This window comes from Phycisphaerae bacterium (genome assembly GCA_024102815.1).
Taxonomy (GTDB): Bacteria; Planctomycetota; Phycisphaerae; order UBA1845; family UBA1845; genus JAGFJJ01.
The window spans coordinates 1-20,326 of record JAGFJJ010000012.1 but is presented as its reverse complement, the minus strand read 5'-3'; the positions used below and the strand labels follow the sequence as shown (position 1 = coordinate 20,326).

Genomic DNA, 20,326 nt, shown 5'->3' with positions numbered 1-20,326 from the left:
GAGCGCGGCATTGCCAAGGAAGCCGTCAGCCACGCGACGGTGTGCGAATGGGATTAGCGCAGATTATTCGCTTGGCGGGTCTTACAGCACCGGGTTGAGGAGGACTGCCCGGCGTCGGTCATTCACCATGGCATCCGCCGCAATCTGCCCTGAATTGTTGATCGCATCGGCGGTGATGATCGTATAGGGGCCACGGTCGACAACGAGATCATTCAGGTCGGTCGGCTCGCCGTCGTGCCAGATGCATCCATGCTTCTCATCACTTCCGGCTCGGTACGTGGAGTAGCCGACGACCGCCCCGTCATCGTTGAGGGCGAGGGCCCGTGCGTTCGATCCTGCAATCGTAGGCAAACGCATCAGCCGATCAGCAAAGACGAAGGCATACTGTTCGTCCCAATCCACCACCCACCCGCAAACCACGCCGCGGCCGTTAATCTTGTGAGGATGAACGCCGCAGCTGTTCTCGGCTCGAATGATTGTATACTGATCACCTCTCTTCAAGAAGCCCTCAAAAGACACTTTGCCGATAATATCTCCACGGTTGTTTATACTCTCGGCTCTTGAACTGGGTCTGGGGTGTTCGGGGAGTATCGGCGCAATTTCAATCGAGCGCCCATCAACCCAGCAGGCTGCCACCTCGCCGGGATGGCCAGGACGGTGGCCAACGATCACTCCGCGTTCGTTGACGTCGTGAGCACAGCTATTCCAGTCCGGGTCCGGTTCTTCGAGGAGAATAAGGTGCCCTTGGTGCCAGAAGCAGGCCACGTCATCGTCGTCCACCATAGCGGACCCGACGACCAAACCGGAGTCATTGATCGCGCTTACGTCGATATCTTTACCACCATAGGCCGGCAGAATCAGTGTCTCGCCTTCGTGCCAGATTAACCCAATCAGCAGGCCGTCATTGCCTCGAATTGCTGCCAATACCGCGCCGACAGAGTTAATGTCCCGAACTGCACCTTCGCAGTCCTCCGGCGCAATATCGAGTATGCAAGAACGCGTCTGCAACGCAATGCCCTCCTCAACCAATAAATTGGACCGCCCTGGCAAGTTCGTAGCGCCCGCAACGAATCGACGCAGATTCAGTCCAAGTCAAATCCGCTTCGCCCAATGTTCCAGGCGGCGTACGTGCTCCTTGGAGTTCCGCAGGATTTGCGGGAACGGATGGTCACGGCAGGCGCTGCTCGGGCAGCGGCGTGAGACTGACGTTCGTGGCTCGTGCCTTCTTTAGCGCTTTGGCGACTCTCTCGGTTACGAAGATCCACGCCGACCCCTCGGGGAGGAAGAAGTCGCACCCGTCCCAAGTGTCCGGATCAAAGTAAAGGCCGAACTTCTGCTGCACCGCCGTTACCGGAAGGCCAGGCATTCCCATGTGTTCTGGGTTAGGCTCGACCCAAACAAGTCGAGCCTTCGAATCGTCAGTCGGCCCGCACCGGCCAAGGACGGAGAGGCCCTTGTATCCGGTGATCTCGTCTGTCTTTCCAAATACCTTCACTTCGTAGGTGGACCAGCCGGTGAATCCCTGCTCGTCGAACATCCTCACGATTCGATCGGAGACCAATCGAATATGCACAGCCTCAGTGCTGAGGAAGTCACCGGTCTTGCTGCCAAGCATTCGCCTTAGAGGAACGGGTTTATCCGCCCGAATGTCGCCCCGAAGAAGCAAGTACGGAGAGTTCCAGGGGCCTGGTTCACGGGATACGTGAAAATGAAGGTACCCTCTGCGCATCGCAGAGGTTAGCCTATAGAGCCTACTGAAGTCCATCAGGGGTTGACCTTTGCATCAAACAGGACTTCCAACTCGTAATGTCTCGCCAGTTCGCGGGCCTTGTCCAGCACGTCGTTCCTTGTCGCGTTTGGGAACTTATCGAAGAAGTCCTCCCACGCCTTGTTGTATTCAAATGCCTTGCTCCTGTGTACCGTCGTGGACCACCAGGTGCCGTAGACCGGCTTGTGGATGTTGGCGATGCCAGCGCGATTGAACTGAAACTCGAACTTCTTCGGCAACAGGTGATGCGCTTGGAAGAGTTCGCCAGGGTCCCAGCCGCTAAGGACCTTGAGGTTATGGCGCATGTTGCCATACGTGTAGGCCCTGAACGCGCCGACGAATTTTCCGCCCCGCTTCGCTTTGGAGAAAAGCGCCGCGGCCTTGCCAAGCGTCTTGGCCGCCTTGAACAGCGAAGAGGCAGCATTGATTCCGCCAAGCCCGACATTCAGATAGTCCAGCAGGCCGCCGCGGCCGCTACGGATAATCTGGACTGACTTGTACGCATCGTATATACCATATCCGGGGATCAGCGACAATGCGATATCCGCCGCGGTTTGTAGCCCGAGCGATGCCCAGGCTACCCCCTCATTGATCGCGGCCAGCGCGTACACCTTCTGCCCCGTCAAGTCATCTGCAAGCTCCTCGGTTTCGTCCCACATAGTCCAGGAAAGCCCGGACGGATCGCGATGATTGATCGGATTGCTTCCGGCGTACTCATACAGACTCATGCCGTTGGTGTACTGCCCGCCGGCGCGGAGGTTGGCGAAGACCATCGCGGTCTGGGCGTTGGAGCGCAGGGCCGAGACGATGACCAGCGCCGTCTGGTAAGGGTCTCTTTGCAGCGGCCTCCCCGTAACGGGATCATAGAGGCGCACGCGCATGTGAATCTTACCAAATTCCCAGTCGTGCATGTGGCCCTGGAAGCCGAGGGGCGTGGACAGATCAATGGCTTGCGAGGGGAGTTCAACGGGGATCGTAATCGGGATGCCCGAGTCCGAGAGGACGTCCTCGGCCGCGAACATGTCGCCGTAGGGTTCGTAGCTGTACTGCTGGGTGATGCCCTCGGTGTTCGTTGCGGTAGCAATGACGTTGTAGCTGGCGTCCTGGAGGACGAAGCGGGGAGTCGATCCTCCGTCGGCGTAGTAGCCGATCAACTCGTCGATGTAGTCGAATCCCCAGACGTATTGCCTGTGGAGCGACAGACTGGCATCACTGCCTTTGTAGTGTTCGACGATGCGGTTGCCGTCGTAGTAGAAGTATTCGTCCGGATCGATGGGACGGCTGACGTGCTTGGCGATTCGCCGGCCGAGGGCGTCGTATTCGTAGGTGGCGATGAGGTCGCCGAGTGTGCCGGAAAGGACACCGCCGGCGTCGACGCTGAGGCCGCCCTTGTCATAGACGGCCACGACGCGGTTCCAGGCGTCGTACTTGTAGTGCTGCCGGCCGTCGAAGGCGAGGTTGCCGGCGTCGTCGTAGGCGAAAGGAGATTCGACGGCCCCGGAGCCGTCGTTGAAGGTGCGCGTGGTGATCTCGTTGACGGCGTTGGTGGCGTGGCTTTCATTGTGCGTGGGCGTGTCGGAGCCGGGCTCGTACCCTCCGCCGGCGCTCGCGATGTCGTATTCGATCAGCCCGTCCTGCGTGTCGTCCCCGGACCAACTGCCCAACAGGTCGAGGGTCCATTGCCGGCCGACGGCGACGGCGCCGCTGTAGGGGGGAGTGGTGATAACGCCGGCGTCAAGCACTCCCCGCTCGGCGTTGATCAGCCGGTCGAGGCGGTCATAGGCGTAGGTGTAGGAGCGATCGTTGTCGTGCTCGGCCTGGGTGATGTGGGCCGAGGTGCGGTTGCCGTTTTTGTCGTAGTTGTAGAGGTATTCGAACGGCGTGGCCGCGTTGGCGAAATCCATGCGGCTGATGCGGCCGAAGCGGTCGAACCCGCCGCTGGCGAAGTCGAGCGTGACGGCGGAGGTACCCCAGGTCTTGGACAGCGGCGTTCCACCACCGGACCTGCGGTAAGAAATCATGGGTGCATCGTCCGCACCGTCGATGCCGGTCATGCGGTTGGTGTCGTCGGTCCATGTGGCGGAGGTGGATCCGGCGTTGTAAGAGAAGTTGAGGGCGCGTGCCGCCGTGGCATTCGCGTTGTAGACCATCGAGCTGAGGCGCATGCGTCCGGGGCCGTTTGCGTCGGGCGCGGCTCCGGCACCCACGGGCTTCCACGACCATCCGTAGGCTGTGGTGCGCTCCATGGATGTGGTCGATCCCGGTGTGGGGTCGAGTGTCTCGCTGAGCAGGTTACCCAAGGGGTCGTAGGTGTACGTCACCTTGCTCTGGAGCGTGTCGGGAGTCGTCGTATCGCCGTAGAGCTCGGCGGATGTGAGCATGCCGCGACTGTCATAACGGAAGAGCAGGTGGTCGACGGCGCGCAAAGGATCCACGAGCGCCGAGCCGTCATCGGAGTATGTGACTTGCACTCTCGATGGGGAGCCCGCGGGTCCGGGCACGCAGCTGGCACAGTCGTCGGGAAGGTCGTTGAGGAAGTCGAGGCGAACACCGCGCTGATCCGTCCGCGTGGCCACGCTGCCGTCGGGCGTGTACGTGAAGGTAAGGGTGTCCGTCGCGCTGGCATCTCCGCTCGTTTCATCCTTGGGGTATCGGATCTGCCGCACGAGGTTTGTGGCCGTGGATATTGTTTCGCCGTGATTGGAGTCATTGACGACATCCGCGCCGTACACCAACTTGGTCACTTGGGTGGGAACGGTGCCTCCATCGATGCTGACGCGCGTTACTTTCTTGGCGCTTGTTGTCCAAGTGATATCGCTTGGCGTGAATTGCTGTCCTGGGTCGGGGGGGAGAATGGCGACAATCATGTCCTGAAGGCCGCCACTGGAATAGTGATAGGCGGTGTATCGACTCGGGCCGGCGTAGTCCGGTGTGAGTTCGGATCCGCCGTTCCAGTTCTCTGCCGCGAGGAGTGTGCGGCCGAGGAGGTCGTACCAGATTCGGGTCACGATGCCTTTGGCGTCCTGTGTCCAGATGCGCCGGCCGGCGAGGTCGTAGCCGAAGCGGCTGACGACGGCATGTACCCTAGCTCCGCCTTGGGCAAAGTAGTAATCGTATACATCGCCGTCCGTCCCCCACTCTGGCGGATTTCCGGAATCATAAGCCGGTGGCGTGCCGCTCGTGAGGCCGTCAGGGCCGGCCGTTCCCCAGTTGGCCGTGGCCATGAGGCGCAGGGCATGGTCATACCAATTGTAGGTGTAAGTGACTATGTAGTCGGAAGGCGGCGTATATCCGTCAAAGGTGAACTCGCCTCCGCTTTGGGGCACGCCGGCGCCGGTGTCTGCGCTCTCTTCATCAGCGGAGCCTTTGAACTCGAAATGGACCTGGACCTGGGCGTTCCCGAAGATGTCGTATTGGGTCTGCGTGCGGGTGAGTTCGACGCCGTCCGGGTTTCCCTGGGGGATACCTCCCGATTCCGGTTCCTCTTTCGACCAGGTTGACATGGACACAACGCGGCCCAGCGAGTCGTATTCGAAAGTCGTGACGCCGTCGGGCGTCGCCTCGCGGAGAACGCGGTCGAGTTCATCGCGGTAGGTTCGCGTGAAGGAATAGCGCTTGGCTCCACCGGTGCCCGCGAGGGATCGTGGGTCGTATTGCCGTTGCTCGAATACCCGGCCGAGTTCATCGTAGATCGTCTGGGAAAGGGAGAGGGGGAGATTGCCGGGCCCGCGCGTGAGGCACTCCGAGATGACCATGTCCGGTGCGAGCTGGTCCGACTCCTGCCAGGCGCGAACGCGATCCAATTCCGGCGCGGCGGCCCCGGGCCAGGTGGCCACGACGAGCGGCCGGTCCAGGTTGTCGTACACGGTCGTCGTCACCGATACCGTGGCCGCCGTGGCTGGATCGGCTGGCCCGGCGTACCCGACAGCCAGCTCGCGTGCCATGATCACGCGACCTCGCCAGTCGTATTCGTATTGTTCATCACGGCTGCGAGTTTTCTCTTCGTATGGACTCTCGCAGGCCTCGGCATCGTCTGCGAAGCGGCGCACGCGGACGAGGCGATTTGCGTCATAAGGCCAGTCCTTGTTCTCCGTGATAGTTGTGCAGTCATCGCTGCCCGCCATCGGGCTGTGCTCGCAAGCGCTCGTACCGTCGTTGTAGAGACGGTGTTCGACGAGGAGCATGTCATCGCCGGAGGTGCTGTATATTGGAGGGAACCAGTCGGAGCAACCGTCAATGGAACCTCGGAAGATCTTCGTAGGGCGGCGTTTCGTGTCGTATAGGAGGCGCGTTACTGCGCCGTTCGCGTCCTGTTGGCGGGCGATGCGGTCCTCAAGATCGTAAAGATAGTGCGTCACTAGCTGGCGCGTGTCGGGCGAACCGTCAGTAGGCGGGGACGCCGTGTGGTCGCTGAAGATGATGTCTTCGGTCGGCTTGAGCGTGGAAGGTTGCGTGTAGTGCTTGAGGGATCGAGATAATGTTATGATCTGATCTCTGGGCGCCGGGGGCCAACTGGCATTCTCGTCAGCCTGCCAGGGATGCTTGGGAATCAATGTATGACCATTATCGACCCAGTCGCCAATGTTCCCAAAGCAGTTCGGGCTGTCGAAACACGGTGAACCAGCAGTCCAGAAGTCGCTCCTATAGGTTGAATCCGTCCAGCCGTCGATCGCGGAGTCGTGGGTATAGTCGGCGAGGGAAATGCCCCATCCGAAGTCGGTGATCTTCTCTTTACTCTGGACTCCAGCGTCCTCGTGCCGGGCGATCTTGCGCTCCTCGACGAAGCGCCCTGAGCGATCGAGAACCGTTACCGATGTTACACCATATACGTCGGTGACCGTGGTCAGGTCAGGGGGTGTTCCCACCTCCCGATCTTGCGTGTGTTCGTACTCCAGAAGGTAGATGTACGGATCCTGCCATTCGAGCTGCGGTTTCTCGCTGGCGGTTCCATGGAGAATCGTTCGATTAGCCAGGACTTTGAAGTCGGTGTGATCGACACTTGTCCAACCGCTAGTATCTTGAACTCCCACGGACCGGCGGACCAGAATGCCTGAGTCATTGTAGGAGTTTTGGGAGACAACATGTGCGGCGGTGTCGTCCCCCTCATAGATCCGGAGCATGTATGCGGCAATCGTGTCAAAGTCGTCGCCTATTTCGTCTTGTACGCTGCCTGGCAGTCGGTCGTAGTCTACATCAATGATGCTGACATCCTGCCTGCCGAGTTCATCATACCCGATGTAGTTGACCAGAAACGGGGTAGTGGGCGCGGGATGTGGAGAACCGCTCGTACCTGCTCCGCGTCCGACGAAGCGCAGGCGGCCGCTACGATCATAGAATTCGATTTGCAGGGCAACGTTGCCTGTTCCTCCAAACTCAACAGGGACGGCTTCGGTCCACTGCCATTTGAACCGGACCTGCTCATCATCGGGATCTGACGGATTGTAGGTGTCGTAATCGTAGTAGGTGTGTAGGACCCCGTCATTGGCCGGGGTGCAACTCATCGATGGTGGGCATTCGGGGGTCGGCAGGCTTTGGATTGCGACGGAATCCTGCACTTCAAGCGATGGAACATGTGTGTTTTCCGGTTCTCCCTGAACGCAGACGCTTTCGCCGATCGTGTCGGCGGGATCGGATAGCCAGTCCGAAAGTTGGGCGCCGGCGCGATAGTAGGTTGCATGTGTCGCGGGAAGCGTCGTTTCCTGGCCGGCCGTTTTCTCGAAGAGCTTCGTGGCCATTACAATCGAGAGTTGTTCCGGCTTGACGCGCTGTACAGGTACCTCGTTGAGAACCTGTGGGGTATGGCATTGCTGGGCGTAAAGTTCGCCGCCACCGGACCCGCGGGCGATGCCGGCAAGGACTCTCTGCCATCCTTCGGGACCCCCGAACAATTGTGTCAGTACGCGACCCTCGTTCTTGATGAAGGACAGTCCTCGGTCTCGCCAGCCTGCGACCCAACTAGGATCGAAGACATGTTTGGCTTGTCCGCGGTTGTTCAGCAGTTCAAATTGCTGGTTGTCGACGAGGCTGGTCTGGTCACCCTCGAAGCCCGGCGTGAGGATCAGCCGGTCGCTCAATGCAATGCCGTAGTAGTTCATGACGACGACGCGACGCGTCTTTACCTTGGAAGGGTTGTAGAGATAGCCGGAGGTGGAGTAGAGGTAGCGGCCGCCGCCATAGGCGATGTACCGCTCAGACGGCGGACCGGAGTCCAAGTCGAGGCGGAAATCATCCTCATAAATATAGAAATCGCTGCGGCCGGACTCGCCGGCGTACTCATCGATGCCCTGTTCCACCATTTCGTCGACGACGGTGATATTGCGGGCATCCGCGTAGGAAAGGACCGCGTCGGTACCATAAATGCTCGACTCGGCCCCCAGATAGTCGAAGCGATAGAGGTGCATTTCGCCATCGCCCCCACGGACGCGGGCGGTCTTGACCATGTATTTGCGAAGGCGCGGCTCGGCGCCCGTAATGCCCATCCGTCGCAGAGTCGTTTCGTGCGACGCAGATTGGGTGCAATAGCACTCCTCGTCCTCGCAGGCGCCGTCCGGGCATGCCTGTCCGCAGGCATAACGTGCATAGCACCATCCACAGTCCTGCTGCATGAAGCTGCTGCAATCGGGATCGGTATGAATTTCCTCTCGGTACTCGGTGATCCAAGGTATTTGACCATCACAGGCATTCGATGGCAGGCGGTTCGATGGATCGTTGTCGTCGAAATCGTCGAGACTGGTTGACCCAAAGGAGACGACCGGCGGGCGTTCATAACACTGTTGCACGCCGACGACCATGTTGTTCTCGTCGAGAATCGGCTCGACATAAGGGTTGTAGTACGTGTACCACTGTGATGCGTACATGATGAGCGGCTGGCCGGCCACTTCGTGCGCATCGCTCAAGCGAATGACGTCGTCGGGCTCGTTGATATCGTCTTCTGAATTGGCGTTGATAATGGCGAGAACTGCTCCGGGATCAAAGACGGCTTTCAGAAATCCGAGGTCGTTGTAACGATATAGCCAGGTTTGCTCAGTGAAGTTGTAGGGGTTATTGAATGCGTCTTCGCGCATTCGCACAACGCGCTTTATGAGGTGGATTTCGGACGGCTGCAACGGGCGGCCGCCGTCCGACTCGGACGGCGCGCGGAATTGAGGGCTCGGCAGGCAGTCCGCATGAACGTTGCCGGGAAAGACGTCATGATGGCCATTTTGGTTTACGTCAACAAACAACTCGGTCGCGTCGCGGATTCCATTCTGGTTGGCGTCCGTAAACGGTTCGGAGAAGTTGGGATAGTACTCGTAGACCGGTGCATCATGCGAAATTGGTCGTCCAGCGACGTCGCGGCCCTTCAGAAGCCAATAGGGATTGGACCGCGCGTACACGTACTGAACCTGATACACCCAGGGGTCGGCGGCACCCTCCTCACTGAGCGGGTCTCGGCAATGCTGATTCACTACCCCGCCTGAAGCCGAAACGGCAGGCAGACTCCCGCCATTTGGCACGAACGGATACCTGCCCGTTCTGCAAAGCTCGTCGTCACCTTCAGGGGCATCGCTTATGGATCGGATATCCACGAGGAGAGGATTCTGGTCGCTGTCTTCGTCCATCAACCCGTCCTCGTCGTCGTCGTAGAGGGCAAACGGGTCCATTTTCGTATTTTGGGAAACGTTATTCCAATAGAGAGGATTGGGGCAGCCGGTGTCCAGATGCGTCTGCCTGGGCCACCGTTCGTCAACTGTGCCTCCGTCCTGTAAGAAACAGTTTTCCTTTTCCTGTGGTGTGACGCTATCGTCATGTGGGTCCAGTATGACTTCTTGGCACCTTGAGCAGGCGGACACATCGAGAAACCGCAGATATCCGTTGGTGTCCTCATCCTTCATTCCATCGCCGTCGTCGTCGTCGGCACAGTGACCGGGGCACTCGGGATCAAAGGCCGCCCCGGGCGGGTCCGTGTTGTCGAGCGTCAGAGTAGTACTCTCGATCTCGTCGTCCGTACCGCCACTTTCGTTGTCATCGCCCAGCCATCCCGGTGGGCATCCCTCGCCCCAGATATTCGTTTGAACACCATCGCGAAACTCCCACGCGCCCCGCTCGCGACCCTCGCAGTCCTCGTCAATTAGACCGTCGCCGTCATCGTCCATGTCGCAAAGCCCAGGGCACTCGGCGTCGTCGCCCCCGAAATGCTGCCCACTCGGGTCGACCCGTTTCCCGAGGCGCACCCTGTGCTGCGGACCGTCTTGTCCCACCGTGCTGGCCCAGACGGAGAAGTCATCCTGAAATGGGGCGCCATTGATCTGCACGAGCGAATTCTGGTAGACGGGGTTGGCCGGATTCGAACGGTAGGCTTGGACGGTCAGAAGCGTGGTTTCGTCGTTTAACTCGGGTAGGCGGCCGAAATTCCAATCCGACTGCGGAAGATGCGAGTAGATAGACTTCCACTCACGCCACGTCTCGTCGTCAGGCTGACGGCCGAGGGTCTCCGTCCAATTCTCCATGGCCACGGCCGTATCCGTCGCGGAGATGCGGTCGCTTTCGGGATGCTCGTAGATGAAGACAATTGTCCACTGAGGTGTCCCGGGATCCGGAGTATTCTTGTCGCGGAGCTGCACCGTACGCAAACGCTTATGCGGCAGGCGCCAGGACTGGGGAATGGCGCGGAGCCCCGGCGGCGCATTCGAATTGCCGGTAGGCATGCCGCGGTGCGGCACCTTGTAGTCGGTCTCCCAGCCGTATTGGGGCACGCGGTCGAAGAGAACCTGATTCCCGTATTCATCCGACGCCGATTGCGCAAGTAAGGTGCCGGCTTTGCCGGCGCCAACAAGTCCGCCGACGATATTGGCACTGTTTATGTCCCATTCCGCCGACTCGCGAGGCCAGGTGGCGGAACGCTCGAATTTCAGGGCCAGGCGGCCTCCGTCGAGTTCCAACTTCTCGAATGGGTATATGTTCAGATAATTGGGGTAGTAATCGTCCGCCAGCCTCCAGGGTTGGTCCGAGACCGGTAAAGACGCCTCGTGGCCAAACGCCGGGTCCAGACCACGGCCGTGGAACCATGGCTCGCGAAACAGCGCGCTGCACGTGACCCCATCCAATGGAGGCGGATTGGAATGCTTGGGCCAATAGTCGGTTGTCGGCTTGGACAACTGGAAAATGCCACGGGAGAGTTGCAGGTTTATGGATGCCGGGAGACCGGGAGGCGAGTACCCTCCAGGCGCGACAATGACGGGGACTACGGGCTTAAACAATTCGTGAGGCTCGTCGTCTGACCATGCCGCGTCTCCGCAGATAGAAGAGATGGCCGTGCGGCTGGTCGCACCATATACGTAGCGCCAGTAGGGTAGGCCGCCCAACCAGGAATTGGAGCTGCGGTGACCCTGCCACGAGATGTCCTCTCCTTGATGCCAGCGGGCCTCCGACCAGGGCATTCGCCGAGTCTGCGGATTGTTGTCATCCTCCCAGGGGCGCTGGAGTAGGAGACCGGCCGTGCCCACCTGGGGCGGCGGTTCCGGGCTACCAAGCGTGCTCATCTGGTTGCGGTAAACCAGGTCACCGGCGGTCAGCGTGAAGTTCAGCCCTCGCTGAGGCGCCGTTCCCGAGAACAGCACGACGCCGTCCTGCATGGCCAACTGCGTGTGCGGTGCCCGGTCGGGGTGGAGTCGCCTGTTGGTTGGTCCCGTGCCGACGCACAGATAGTCCGTGCTCGGGGGGATCGAATTCATATACGGGGAGAGCTGTTCGGGGGCGACGGACACGAGGTTGTCGTCCGCAGACGCCCGCTGCCCCAAGATCAACAGTCCGAGGCATGCTGCAAAGGTCCAGCCGGCTACGTGTGCACGGGTCATGACGATTTCTCACGAAAAACTTGGCCTGCAATCTGCTGAGTCCCAGGGACTCCAGAAAGCACGCGAAACGCGACATTCTTTCACGGCGAACAACGGCCGCATGCACCGGCCTGCACGTCCTTGATTCCCCCGCAAGACCTAATCAGGATCACACCCAGGATCGCAGTAATCCCAGTGGTTTCCTTCTGGACACGGTTTGCCGTCGTACCACTCTTCCTGCGACGTGCGCCGAACCTCGATGGTCTTCACGCGCATCACATCCACACACGACATGCCGTGGCCTTTCGGACCGCCCGCCGTCGGCGCTACGCCGTTTTCGACGATACCCTCGAACACTGCTTCCGCGCCCGACTTGTCGTGCATGAAGCGAAGTCCGGGCGAGAGGCACATGCAGTTGCCGCGGTTGAAACGCTGGGGCGGGGCGCCAATGGAATCTCTGGCACACTCCTCGTACCGGCATGGGTCACAGAACTTGCACTGCTCGGGGTCCTGAGGGTCGCAGGGTTCGAGTGCTGTCGCACAATCATTGACGCCGCCGACCTCCAACGTCGGGTCGCAGGGTGTTTCGAGGTGGTCCGGCGTGCCGTCCAGATCGCAATCGGTCACGATCGTGTTGGGGTCGCAGGCGTCGCCCAGGCCGTCGCCGTCGGAATCGAGCTGATCCTCGTTATAGACAGAGGGGCAGTTGTCAACAGCGTCGCTGAAAGCGTCTGGTTCGTCAATGTCCGGGTTCGGGTTCGGGTCATGATTTCCGTTCAAGTAGATCCCGTCCGTTGGCGTCCAATCATCTGGACAGGCGGCTTCGTCGCATACGTCCGGATGACCATCCAAATCGTGGTCAACTTGGTCAGGATTCCAGCAGTCGTCGCAATTGTCACAAACATCACCAACACCGTCGCAATCGAAGTCGGGCTGCCACCAGTCGCCGTTGTTGAGGCTGAAGATGGCTCGGGCACAGTGATTTGCAACCTCGTAAAACTGCTCACGCTGATTTTTAATCCATGGACAATTATCAGCCTCCCCATATACTTGATCCTCATCCGGGTCCAAGAAGGGGCTTCCCTTGCATTCGCGGTCATCCCAGTTGTTGAATTCTGCGGGGTCTAGAGCATTTCCCTTTATTGTGTAGCGGCATATCCGTACCCATCAAAAAGGCCCCGGCAGTCGTCGGGGGTCACGCAGCGTAATGCGTGTCCGATGGCGGTGAGCAGATCGTCCGGTGTTCGGGCTGCGGCGGAGCGGAGGCTCTGCTTCACCTTGGACCACATCGGTTCGATGGGGGTGAAGTCCGGGGAATAGGGTGGCAGGTAGCGCACCGATGCCCCGACGGCTTCGATTGCCTCCTGCACACCCGCGCACTTGTGGGGAGACAAGTTGTCCATCACCACCACGTCGCCCTCGCCCAGGGTCTTCACGAGCATCTGCTCGACGTAGCCCTTGAACACCAGGGAATCCATCGATCCGGCGATCACCAAGGGAGCTTCCACCCGGTCGATGCGCAGCGCCGCCAGCATGGTCGTGGTGTGCCAGCATCCGGCAGGCACATGATCGATGACCCGCTCGCCACGCGGGGCGCGACCGCGCAGCCGCGTCATGTTCGTTTTGGCCCCCGATTCGTCGAGGAAGACCAGCTTGGACGGATCCACCTCGGCGATCGACTCTCGCCAGCGCCGACGCTCGTCCTTTATCCTCCTACGTTTCTGCTCCGCCGCGCAGAGCGACTTTTTTTGAGCGTCAGTCCCAGCACCTTCACCGCGCGATCGATCGCGGCAATGCTCAGGGACAATCCCATGCCCGCCTTGATCTCCGCCAGCGTCGCGTCCGGATGCTTGGCCACCCAGGCTTTCAACTTCTTCATCTGCCCGTCGTCCAGCCCGCGCTTACGCCCCGCCCGTTGCGGCAAGGCGGCAATCGAGCCGGTTTCCCGACGCCGCTGCAGCAACCGGCGAATCCACGCCGTACTGACTCCGAACCGCCGCGCAATCGCCTCCCGCGACCCATCCCGCGCGTCACACGCCGCCACCACCCGCTCCCGCAGGTCCATCGAATAAGGCCTCATGCGTAAGTCCTCCCGCCATCCTGGCGAAAGGAATATCGGCAAAACCGCTACAGAAAAAAGAGAAGTGCTCTAGATTCAGGCCAGAGGGTCCACAGCAGGATTCCAGGCAGCCTCCGTTTCCGCTCGGCTGGTCGCATTCATCCCCTATGCCGTCGCAGTCGCTGTCCGGCTGCCACATGTAGCCGTCCGGCAATCCCCAGTAGTTGTCGGCACATTCAACCGAGCCCGTACGGTAAGGCCTCGCCGGGTTGTAATGTCCGGGGCAGTTGTCAAACATGCCCCAGACGCCGTCAAATTGCGTTTGAGACGGATCTTTGTCCCATTTACCCCAGTACCCATCGCAGGCGTCGCCCCATCCATCGAGGTCGGAGTCACGCTGCCACGGATTGCGAATCCCCGGGCAATTGTCTTCGCAGTCGGGAATGTCACAAGAAATGTCGTGCTCATCGGGAGCTCCAGGATAGCAAACCTGCTCGTGTTCAACAAAATCGGGGAGTTTCCAGTTGGCGCAATGTTCTCTCAGCCAAGTACGGACCAATGGGTCAGCGTCCACCCAGCACTCCTGGATGGTGCTTTCCTCTGTAAAGGGGTCAAATTGACCAATGCAATCAAACTGACCGTCGGACCAATTGCCACATATCTCTCCACGCAATTGAGCGGCGATGCGGTCATCTGTGAGATTCGGAAGTGAAAATCCGTCGACCGTATGTAGTATGTGATCGTAGCCTGACGTGTCCCGACCATATTGACTACAGTCGCAGCTCTGGTTGTTGCTCTCCAGGCGCACCTGCACGCCGCGGTTGACATTTTTGCGCGGCGGACCCAACTCGGAGAAAAACCTCGAGGCAGGAACGGTATCGTCCAAGCTGGAAAACACGTGCAGGGCAACGGCATCCGCAGCATATGGTGACGTCCATCGGGCGAGTCGTTGCGTCCCGCAGCAGATTTCTTCGCTCACGGCGTAGTGGAGCGAGCGATCGAAGACGAGCCGGAGCCGAAACCACTCGTTCTCAGGATACGTGAGACCGGTGTTTGCGAAGCCGGCGTCTTCGAATTGCCATCCGCCGTAGGCAAACTGCTCGAAGTAGATGATCCCCGCGTCCGGGTCGGCCGGGTCGTCCTCGAATCGCAAGTGGGCGCGCTTGGCGAACTCCTCATCCTGCACACAGGGTTCCATGATGTAGAGATCGTAGGTCGTACCGCCGAGTGAGTTGTCGATGTAGAGTTCGAAGTCGACCGAGATGACGCCCCATTCCCCGGGATCGACCTTGCCGCACGAGCTCGATTCGCACTCATTGGCCGTCCATTCGCACATGGTTTCCTCGGGGAGTCGGATACCGGGGCCTTCGACGAACCAGCGGTATGAACCATTCGTGGCCTGGGTCGTGTCTTGGGATAGCTCCAGTACTATTCCCTGGTCGTTGGGATCTTGAACAAGCCGAGCATGCTTGCGCGTCGAAGGCTTGTCAGCGGGGTAAAGCCACCATGCTTTCCTATCGAAAGGATCGACTTGGGATTGATCGATCAGATTTCCGCTGCCGTCATCGTCGGTAAGCTGCCACTCATCAGGGTTCTGGGGACCCGCGGTACTGAAATCTTCGAGGTAGAGCGTATCGTCATCTTCACCAACCTGTGCTCGCGCGTTACAAACATCGGGGATCCCGTCGCAGACGTCGGGCCGGTCGGGGTTGGACTCGTCGCAGGTGCTGAGGTCGGTAATCTGTTGCGCGGCGCTGCAGAGGTCGTCGATTCCGTTGTTGTCGCAGTCGCAGTTGCATTCCGGGCGGTCCGGCAGGCCCCGTATGCCGCAGCCGGCGATTTCCCGCCACTCCGCGATCAGGCAATCGTCGCCTCCGGCGCACTCGTCCAGGTCGTCAGGCAACCCGTCGCCGTCCTCGTCGGTGCCCCCAGCGAGCTGGCAGAAGTCTCCCACGCCATCCCGGTTGCAGTCCCTACCGTCGGGGGTCTGCCATTGGTAGCAAATATCGCATACGTCATGGATACCGTCGCAATCCTCATCACCGGAGACGGGGTTGAACTCGTCGCAGATTCCTTCCGGTAGGAGCCATTCGCAGAGCCAGCCGGCGAGAATCTGGTCAAGAATCTCCGGCGATCCGACGGGCTTCTTCTCCTCATAGCAATAGGGGCAGAAGAACGGGTTCAGACGGGCGTATTTGCCGATCGGTGTGCCGTCACATGCCTGAGTTTCAACCCAAGTGCCATTCTGAAAGGACTGGTTGACGAGCTGACGCAGGAGGTGGTCACGATAGGGCAAGGGTACCGCTTGCTCGGCGTCACAGGACGATTCCTCTCCAGCCGCCCCCGGACAGTTGGCCAAGTCATTGTCCGGATCCGAACGGTCCCAGTCGGGCCCAAGTCGCACGGCTGAGACGGTCATACCGGCCTGGCGGGCCTTCCAGGCCTGGTACCGAATGGCGCAGGCGCGGTTGCAGTTACAGGTGAGACTCGCGTCAAAGGTGCAGGGATGTTGAGGGCCGCCGAACCCTGAGCAGTTTCCGACAATTGCATCCCAGTCTTCATCCGCATCATCGAATTCGCGCACATATTCAACAGGTGGGCAGGTATAGGGAACATCATCATCGCCGGGCGATATCGTCGTGAAACTGCATGGGAAGCGGTACTCGCCCGTTGTCAGCAGCACGATGTGTCGATCGACGCCGGGGTCGAGGAGCGCGAGCCACTTGTAGGCACGGTGGATTCCCGATTCCAACAGGCCGGCAGACGCGTGTTGGGTCGGCTCCATGCGGGCCAAGAGACTGCGGACCGTGGCGCGCCATTCTTCGTCGGAAACGTGCAGCGGAAAAAAGTCAACCAGCGGGAAATGGTCCGCCGCATTCACGGGGGCGTTTTGAACAATTCCAATCATCAGTGTGCCGTCGGCCGGAATGTGCGGACGTCCGAGAAATCGAACCAGAGCGTCTCGCGCGAGGTCAAAATAGGAGGGGCCGACGCGGGGTGACATAGAGTCCGAGCTGTCGATCACGAAAACGACTGCCGTCTCGACGTTCGGGGCAATCGGTCCGCCTCCACCGGACGGGTCTTCGGGGTCGGCGACGTAACTGTCGGGGTAGGATTCGAACTCGGGGAACCCGCCCGCGCGGGCTCGAAACGGATCTGCCATCCAAACGGTCGCTCCAAGGAAGGATCCAATGAGTGCGACGGCGAGCAAAGTCGGAGGGACACGGCTAAGTCGATTGCCCATGATCGTTCCTGCCTTGCCAATGCGGCCTTTGACTGCAGTACCCTTGCCGACACGGCAAACGCCGGGGGGCTTGAAGCAGGGCTCCTGCAACTGCATGTTTTTCGGCTGGGCGATGCAGTCACTTAAGCGTAGCAGGACAAATCATCGGTAGGTGACCCACCCAATGCTGTGGCAGTGGGAACACACGCTGGAGATTTCCCGCCACCCCGGTTCAAGAGGTAGGTTCCTTCCCGACTTCACCAGAGTTTAGAGTCAGGGCCGTCCACACGGGGCGTAGATCAAGTACCCGATGACGAGTTCCACGTCCCAAACGGCGCTCTGTGAACCACTGGATGCTTTGCAGCGCAGTGAATCGACATGCAGCGCCGGATCATCGACGGTCATCCGGTGGCAGAATTGCACGAGCTGTCGCAAGGTAATGTGTTGTAGCGAGACCTGCGTCTGGAGGCGCATGTAATTGGAGGTTCCCTGGCGGATCGCGCCTTTGGGCTCGTTGCGAATCCACTGATCGGACCTGATCCGCGCGAACTGGGCAGCTACCTGTATCTGTGTGAGCAGTTCATCATTGGGTCGCTGTCGTTCGACCGCCAACTGGGGAGCGGCACGCAGGCGGCGCATTTCCAACACATCCCGTTGTGCCTGCGCCGTTCGGCTGACGGACGACATATATTCCGCGCGGGCCTGCGAAGCAAGGCGATAAAGCACTAGGTAGGTCGTAAGCGAGAGTGCGATCATTGCGAAGAGTGCAATATGCGGTCCGCGGCGGGTCATTGAGCCAGACATCATGATCCTACTCTTTCCGATGTCCCGCGAGTCGGAACTCCACGGTTCCGTCGTTTCGCAGGCGTGACTGGGGTGGTTCAAGAATGATCGTCTCCGACTCGTTAATACTCGCGACGAGTTTCCCCGTGTCCTCGTGTGAGGTTGTTTGCCCCATGATTTGCAGGCGGTCTCGTTCGACAGCGATCTCATCGATCTGTATTTTCGCCTGTTCCGGTATTCGGTCCGCGACGTCCCTGAACAGACCCAGGAGCGCCAAGTTGCCGAGCGGCGCTTGAGGCAAGGCCCGCAAATCGGTAAGGGCCTTAAGCCGGTTGAGCTCGGAACGAATCTGCATTGCGGGAACAGGGGATCGGAATGTGGCGCCAAAGGCTTCTTCAAGGAGCTGAGTCTGCGCTATCGAATTGCGCTCGGTCGCCGACCGGTAACGGGTGGCCGTCAATCCGCTTCGAATCGACAGCAGTAGAAGAAGGACAACGACGAGCCACGCGGTATTTATCGCCTGCTTGGCGGCTTGAGCGAAGCGGGCGGGTGAGCGCAACCGGCCCTTGCGAAGGTCACATGCGTGCCCGTGAACGTGTACGGCATCGGCCAGCAGACGCATATACGAATCGCCATTCGGGACCGCGGCTCCACCAATGGGCGCGGGACGAAGGCGTCCGAAGACGTCCGGGAGGGCGTTATCGCCAAGCGGGTAGATTTCAAATGGATGGGAAATCTCTGACAAGAACAAGCAATCCTGGTCAGCAAAGCTGCAGTCGCTGGTTCCTTCGGTCAGACGGGATGAGATCGCGGAGGGGGTAGGCAATATCGTTACGTTGCGGATTGTGTCGACTACGAGGACGCCATTGGCTGCATCGGAGCCTCGCAGATGCTGCAGTAGACACAGCGGCTCGGGAACCAGGGACGTAATTTGAGCGAACGCGGTCTCCAGGCGGTCAAGGAACTCGCGCAACGGCTCGGTGAATACAGCACTTACGGCGATTTCATCGTCCGAGATTGCGGCGGCGACGCAGGTCAGTTTCTCGAGTTCGGCCGGTACAAGGGATTCAAACTCGAAGATCGCGGCCCGGGAATCCTGGGCGTCGGATCGATGCAACACTTGCGAGAAGCACCAGCCGCTCGGTACGACCAGAATCGCGTTTTGAACGTGAGGGACTTCAGCTCGCAAAAAGCCGGCCAATTGGTCCGCAAGATTGACTAAGTCCCCCATTTCCTGGGGCATCAGTGCTGAGCCGACGGGGCACGTGAAAACGTTGAACTCACGGTCGGCCTCCGTTGAGCTCTGGACGACGAAGCTGCGCTCAGACGTGATGATGATTGTGGCCGTGTCGTTCATGAGGGATCATCCACGTCGAATTGCACTGCGGTTGCGGGGTGTGAGTCGTTTGGGCACTTCGATTTCGAACGTCGAACTCCCTGTTTGGATTCTTGCTTTGCCCGGCGTTATCTCAATGATCGTGAACTGATCAAGCACTGCACCTGAAGGCCGGACGCGCCGTTTGCCGGATTCGTCGACGAACAGTCCCCAGTGCCTGTTGTCCTCCACAAACGTGGCAAGGAGCTGCGGAAGCCGTACTGGCGGCGGAGGCGGTGGCTTCGGCTCAGCTCTTGGCGGAGGGGGGGGAAGCTCCTTGAGAACTTGGCGAAGGTCTCTTTCCCACAGGGGAGAAAACGACTCAATTCCCTGAACGGGCGGTTCAGGCGGTTGGGAAGCCGGCGCCTGGGGGAGGGCGAGTGCCCGTGCGTCAGCTTCATCGGGGCCCTGCGCAAATGCAATGTCCAGTAGTGTCGCGATACAGGCGAGCAGGAGTAGTACCTGGACCGCGCGGAGTAATCGGCAGATGGTTTGCGGGTGAACAGTCGCCATGTCAAACCCGTGTTCGGTAGCGAATCTCCACACTCTCGTTTGACACGTCTGCAACAAGAAACCACTTGTGTCTGCCGGAACCACAGCGCGTTTGAACATGGAGCCGCACCGTACGCTCGTTTTCCTCCCAGAAGCTGATCACGTCAGACCAGCTTTCCCGTGAAGCGTCCCCGTCCCCAGGGTTGAGCTCATCCTCCAACGGGAAAATCTCGCCCGGCTCCTGGGGCTTGTTCAGTTGGTCAAACCACAAATAGAGGGGGAGCGCATTCTCTCCAGGGGCCTCGGCAATAGGGCGCAGCGCGATGTTATCGGCAGACCAGCCGCGCTCGCGCGCAATTGATGATAGCCGCCCCCTGATCTCGGTTTCATCGCCGAGGCCGCGCGCATTCAAAAACAGCGAAGGACGCGAGCGCCGGATCAGGCAATGCACTTGACAAGCACCCACGGTCAGTTCAACCGCTTGCTCACTACGGCCACTCTTGTGCAGATCCGTTCTCTTGGTGGACGCCATGAGCTCTGGCAGTACCGCGACAAGACTGTCGACGGCCAGCTGGTGATCGAGGTCGGCAGAGACCCAGGCAGCCTGTGTTCCCCGCACGCCGACCGCGAAGGCCAGTCCGACCGTCGCGGCGCTGGTCAGCGCCAGCAGGGCGATGACAACCACTAGCCGCCATATTTCATGAGTTGTCGAATGAGACGGGCTGATTCGTTGTGGTCGGGCGTGCGAGCGGGCCGGGGACACACCGCCCCCTTTCCCCCGTGCTGATTTCGATTGTCGGTTACGGATGGT

The 20,326-nt window shown here is 59.9% G+C and carries 11 protein-coding genes; 1 reads left to right on the top strand and 10 read right to left on the bottom strand.

What is annotated here, in order from left to right:
• Positions 1–81 precede the first annotated feature (81 nt).
• From J5J06_04080 to J5J06_04065, 4 genes are all read right to left on the bottom strand, one after another.
• Positions 82–1,008, bottom strand: a complete 927-nt coding sequence (locus J5J06_04080) for a hypothetical protein (GenBank protein MCO6436248.1) — start codon at positions 1,006–1,008, stop codon at positions 82–84.
• Between the two features lie 160 nt (positions 1,009–1,168).
• Positions 1,169–1,543, bottom strand: coding sequence for a hypothetical protein (locus J5J06_04075; GenBank protein MCO6436247.1), 375 nt, complete (start codon positions 1,541–1,543; stop codon positions 1,169–1,171).
• Positions 1,544–1,764: 221 nt separating this feature from the next.
• Positions 1,765–11,604, bottom strand: coding sequence for a hypothetical protein (locus tag J5J06_04070; protein MCO6436246.1), 9,840 nt, complete (start codon positions 11,602–11,604; stop codon positions 1,765–1,767).
• Between the two features lie 138 nt (positions 11,605–11,742).
• The gene (locus J5J06_04065) at positions 11,743–12,363 is read right to left on the bottom strand and encodes a hypothetical protein (GenBank protein MCO6436245.1); all 621 of its coding nucleotides are present in this window, start codon (positions 12,361–12,363) and stop codon (positions 11,743–11,745) included.
• Here J5J06_04065 and J5J06_04060 point away from each other — a divergent pair.
• Positions 12,349–12,711, top strand: coding sequence for a hypothetical protein (locus tag J5J06_04060; GenBank protein ID MCO6436244.1), 363 nt, complete (start codon positions 12,349–12,351; stop codon positions 12,709–12,711). The two genes, J5J06_04065 and J5J06_04060, sit on opposite strands and share 15 nt — an antisense overlap.
• Before the next feature lie 11 nt (positions 12,712–12,722).
• Here the strand turns inward: J5J06_04060 and J5J06_04055 are convergent, their stop codons facing one another.
• The 6 genes from J5J06_04055 to J5J06_04030 form a co-directional block, all read right to left on the bottom strand.
• On the bottom strand, positions 12,723–13,391 hold the full coding sequence (locus J5J06_04055) for an IS630 family transposase (protein ID MCO6436243.1): 669 nt from the start codon (positions 13,389–13,391) through the stop codon (positions 12,723–12,725).
• Complete coding sequence (locus J5J06_04050; protein ID MCO6436242.1) at positions 13,289–13,663, bottom strand: transposase; 375 nt, start codon at positions 13,661–13,663, stop codon at positions 13,289–13,291. Before J5J06_04050 ends, J5J06_04055 begins: the two co-directional genes overlap by 103 nt.
• Positions 13,614–16,805: a VWA domain-containing protein gene (locus J5J06_04045; protein MCO6436241.1), complete on the bottom strand. Its 3,192-nt coding sequence runs from the start codon at positions 16,803–16,805 to the stop codon at positions 13,614–13,616. Before J5J06_04045 ends, J5J06_04050 begins: the two co-directional genes overlap by 50 nt.
• A gap of 333 nt (positions 16,806–17,138) precedes the next feature.
• A complete protein-coding gene (locus tag J5J06_04040) occupies positions 17,139–17,672 on the bottom strand; it encodes a hypothetical protein (protein ID MCO6436240.1) in 534 nt (177 codons plus the stop codon).
• A gap of 4 nt (positions 17,673–17,676) precedes the next feature.
• A complete protein-coding gene (locus tag J5J06_04035) occupies positions 17,677–19,005 on the bottom strand; it encodes a hypothetical protein (protein MCO6436239.1) in 1,329 nt (442 codons plus the stop codon).
• 532 nt (positions 19,006–19,537) lie between these two features.
• The coding region (locus J5J06_04030) for a hypothetical protein (protein MCO6436238.1) at positions 19,538–20,326 on the bottom strand (789 nt) is incomplete at its 5' end.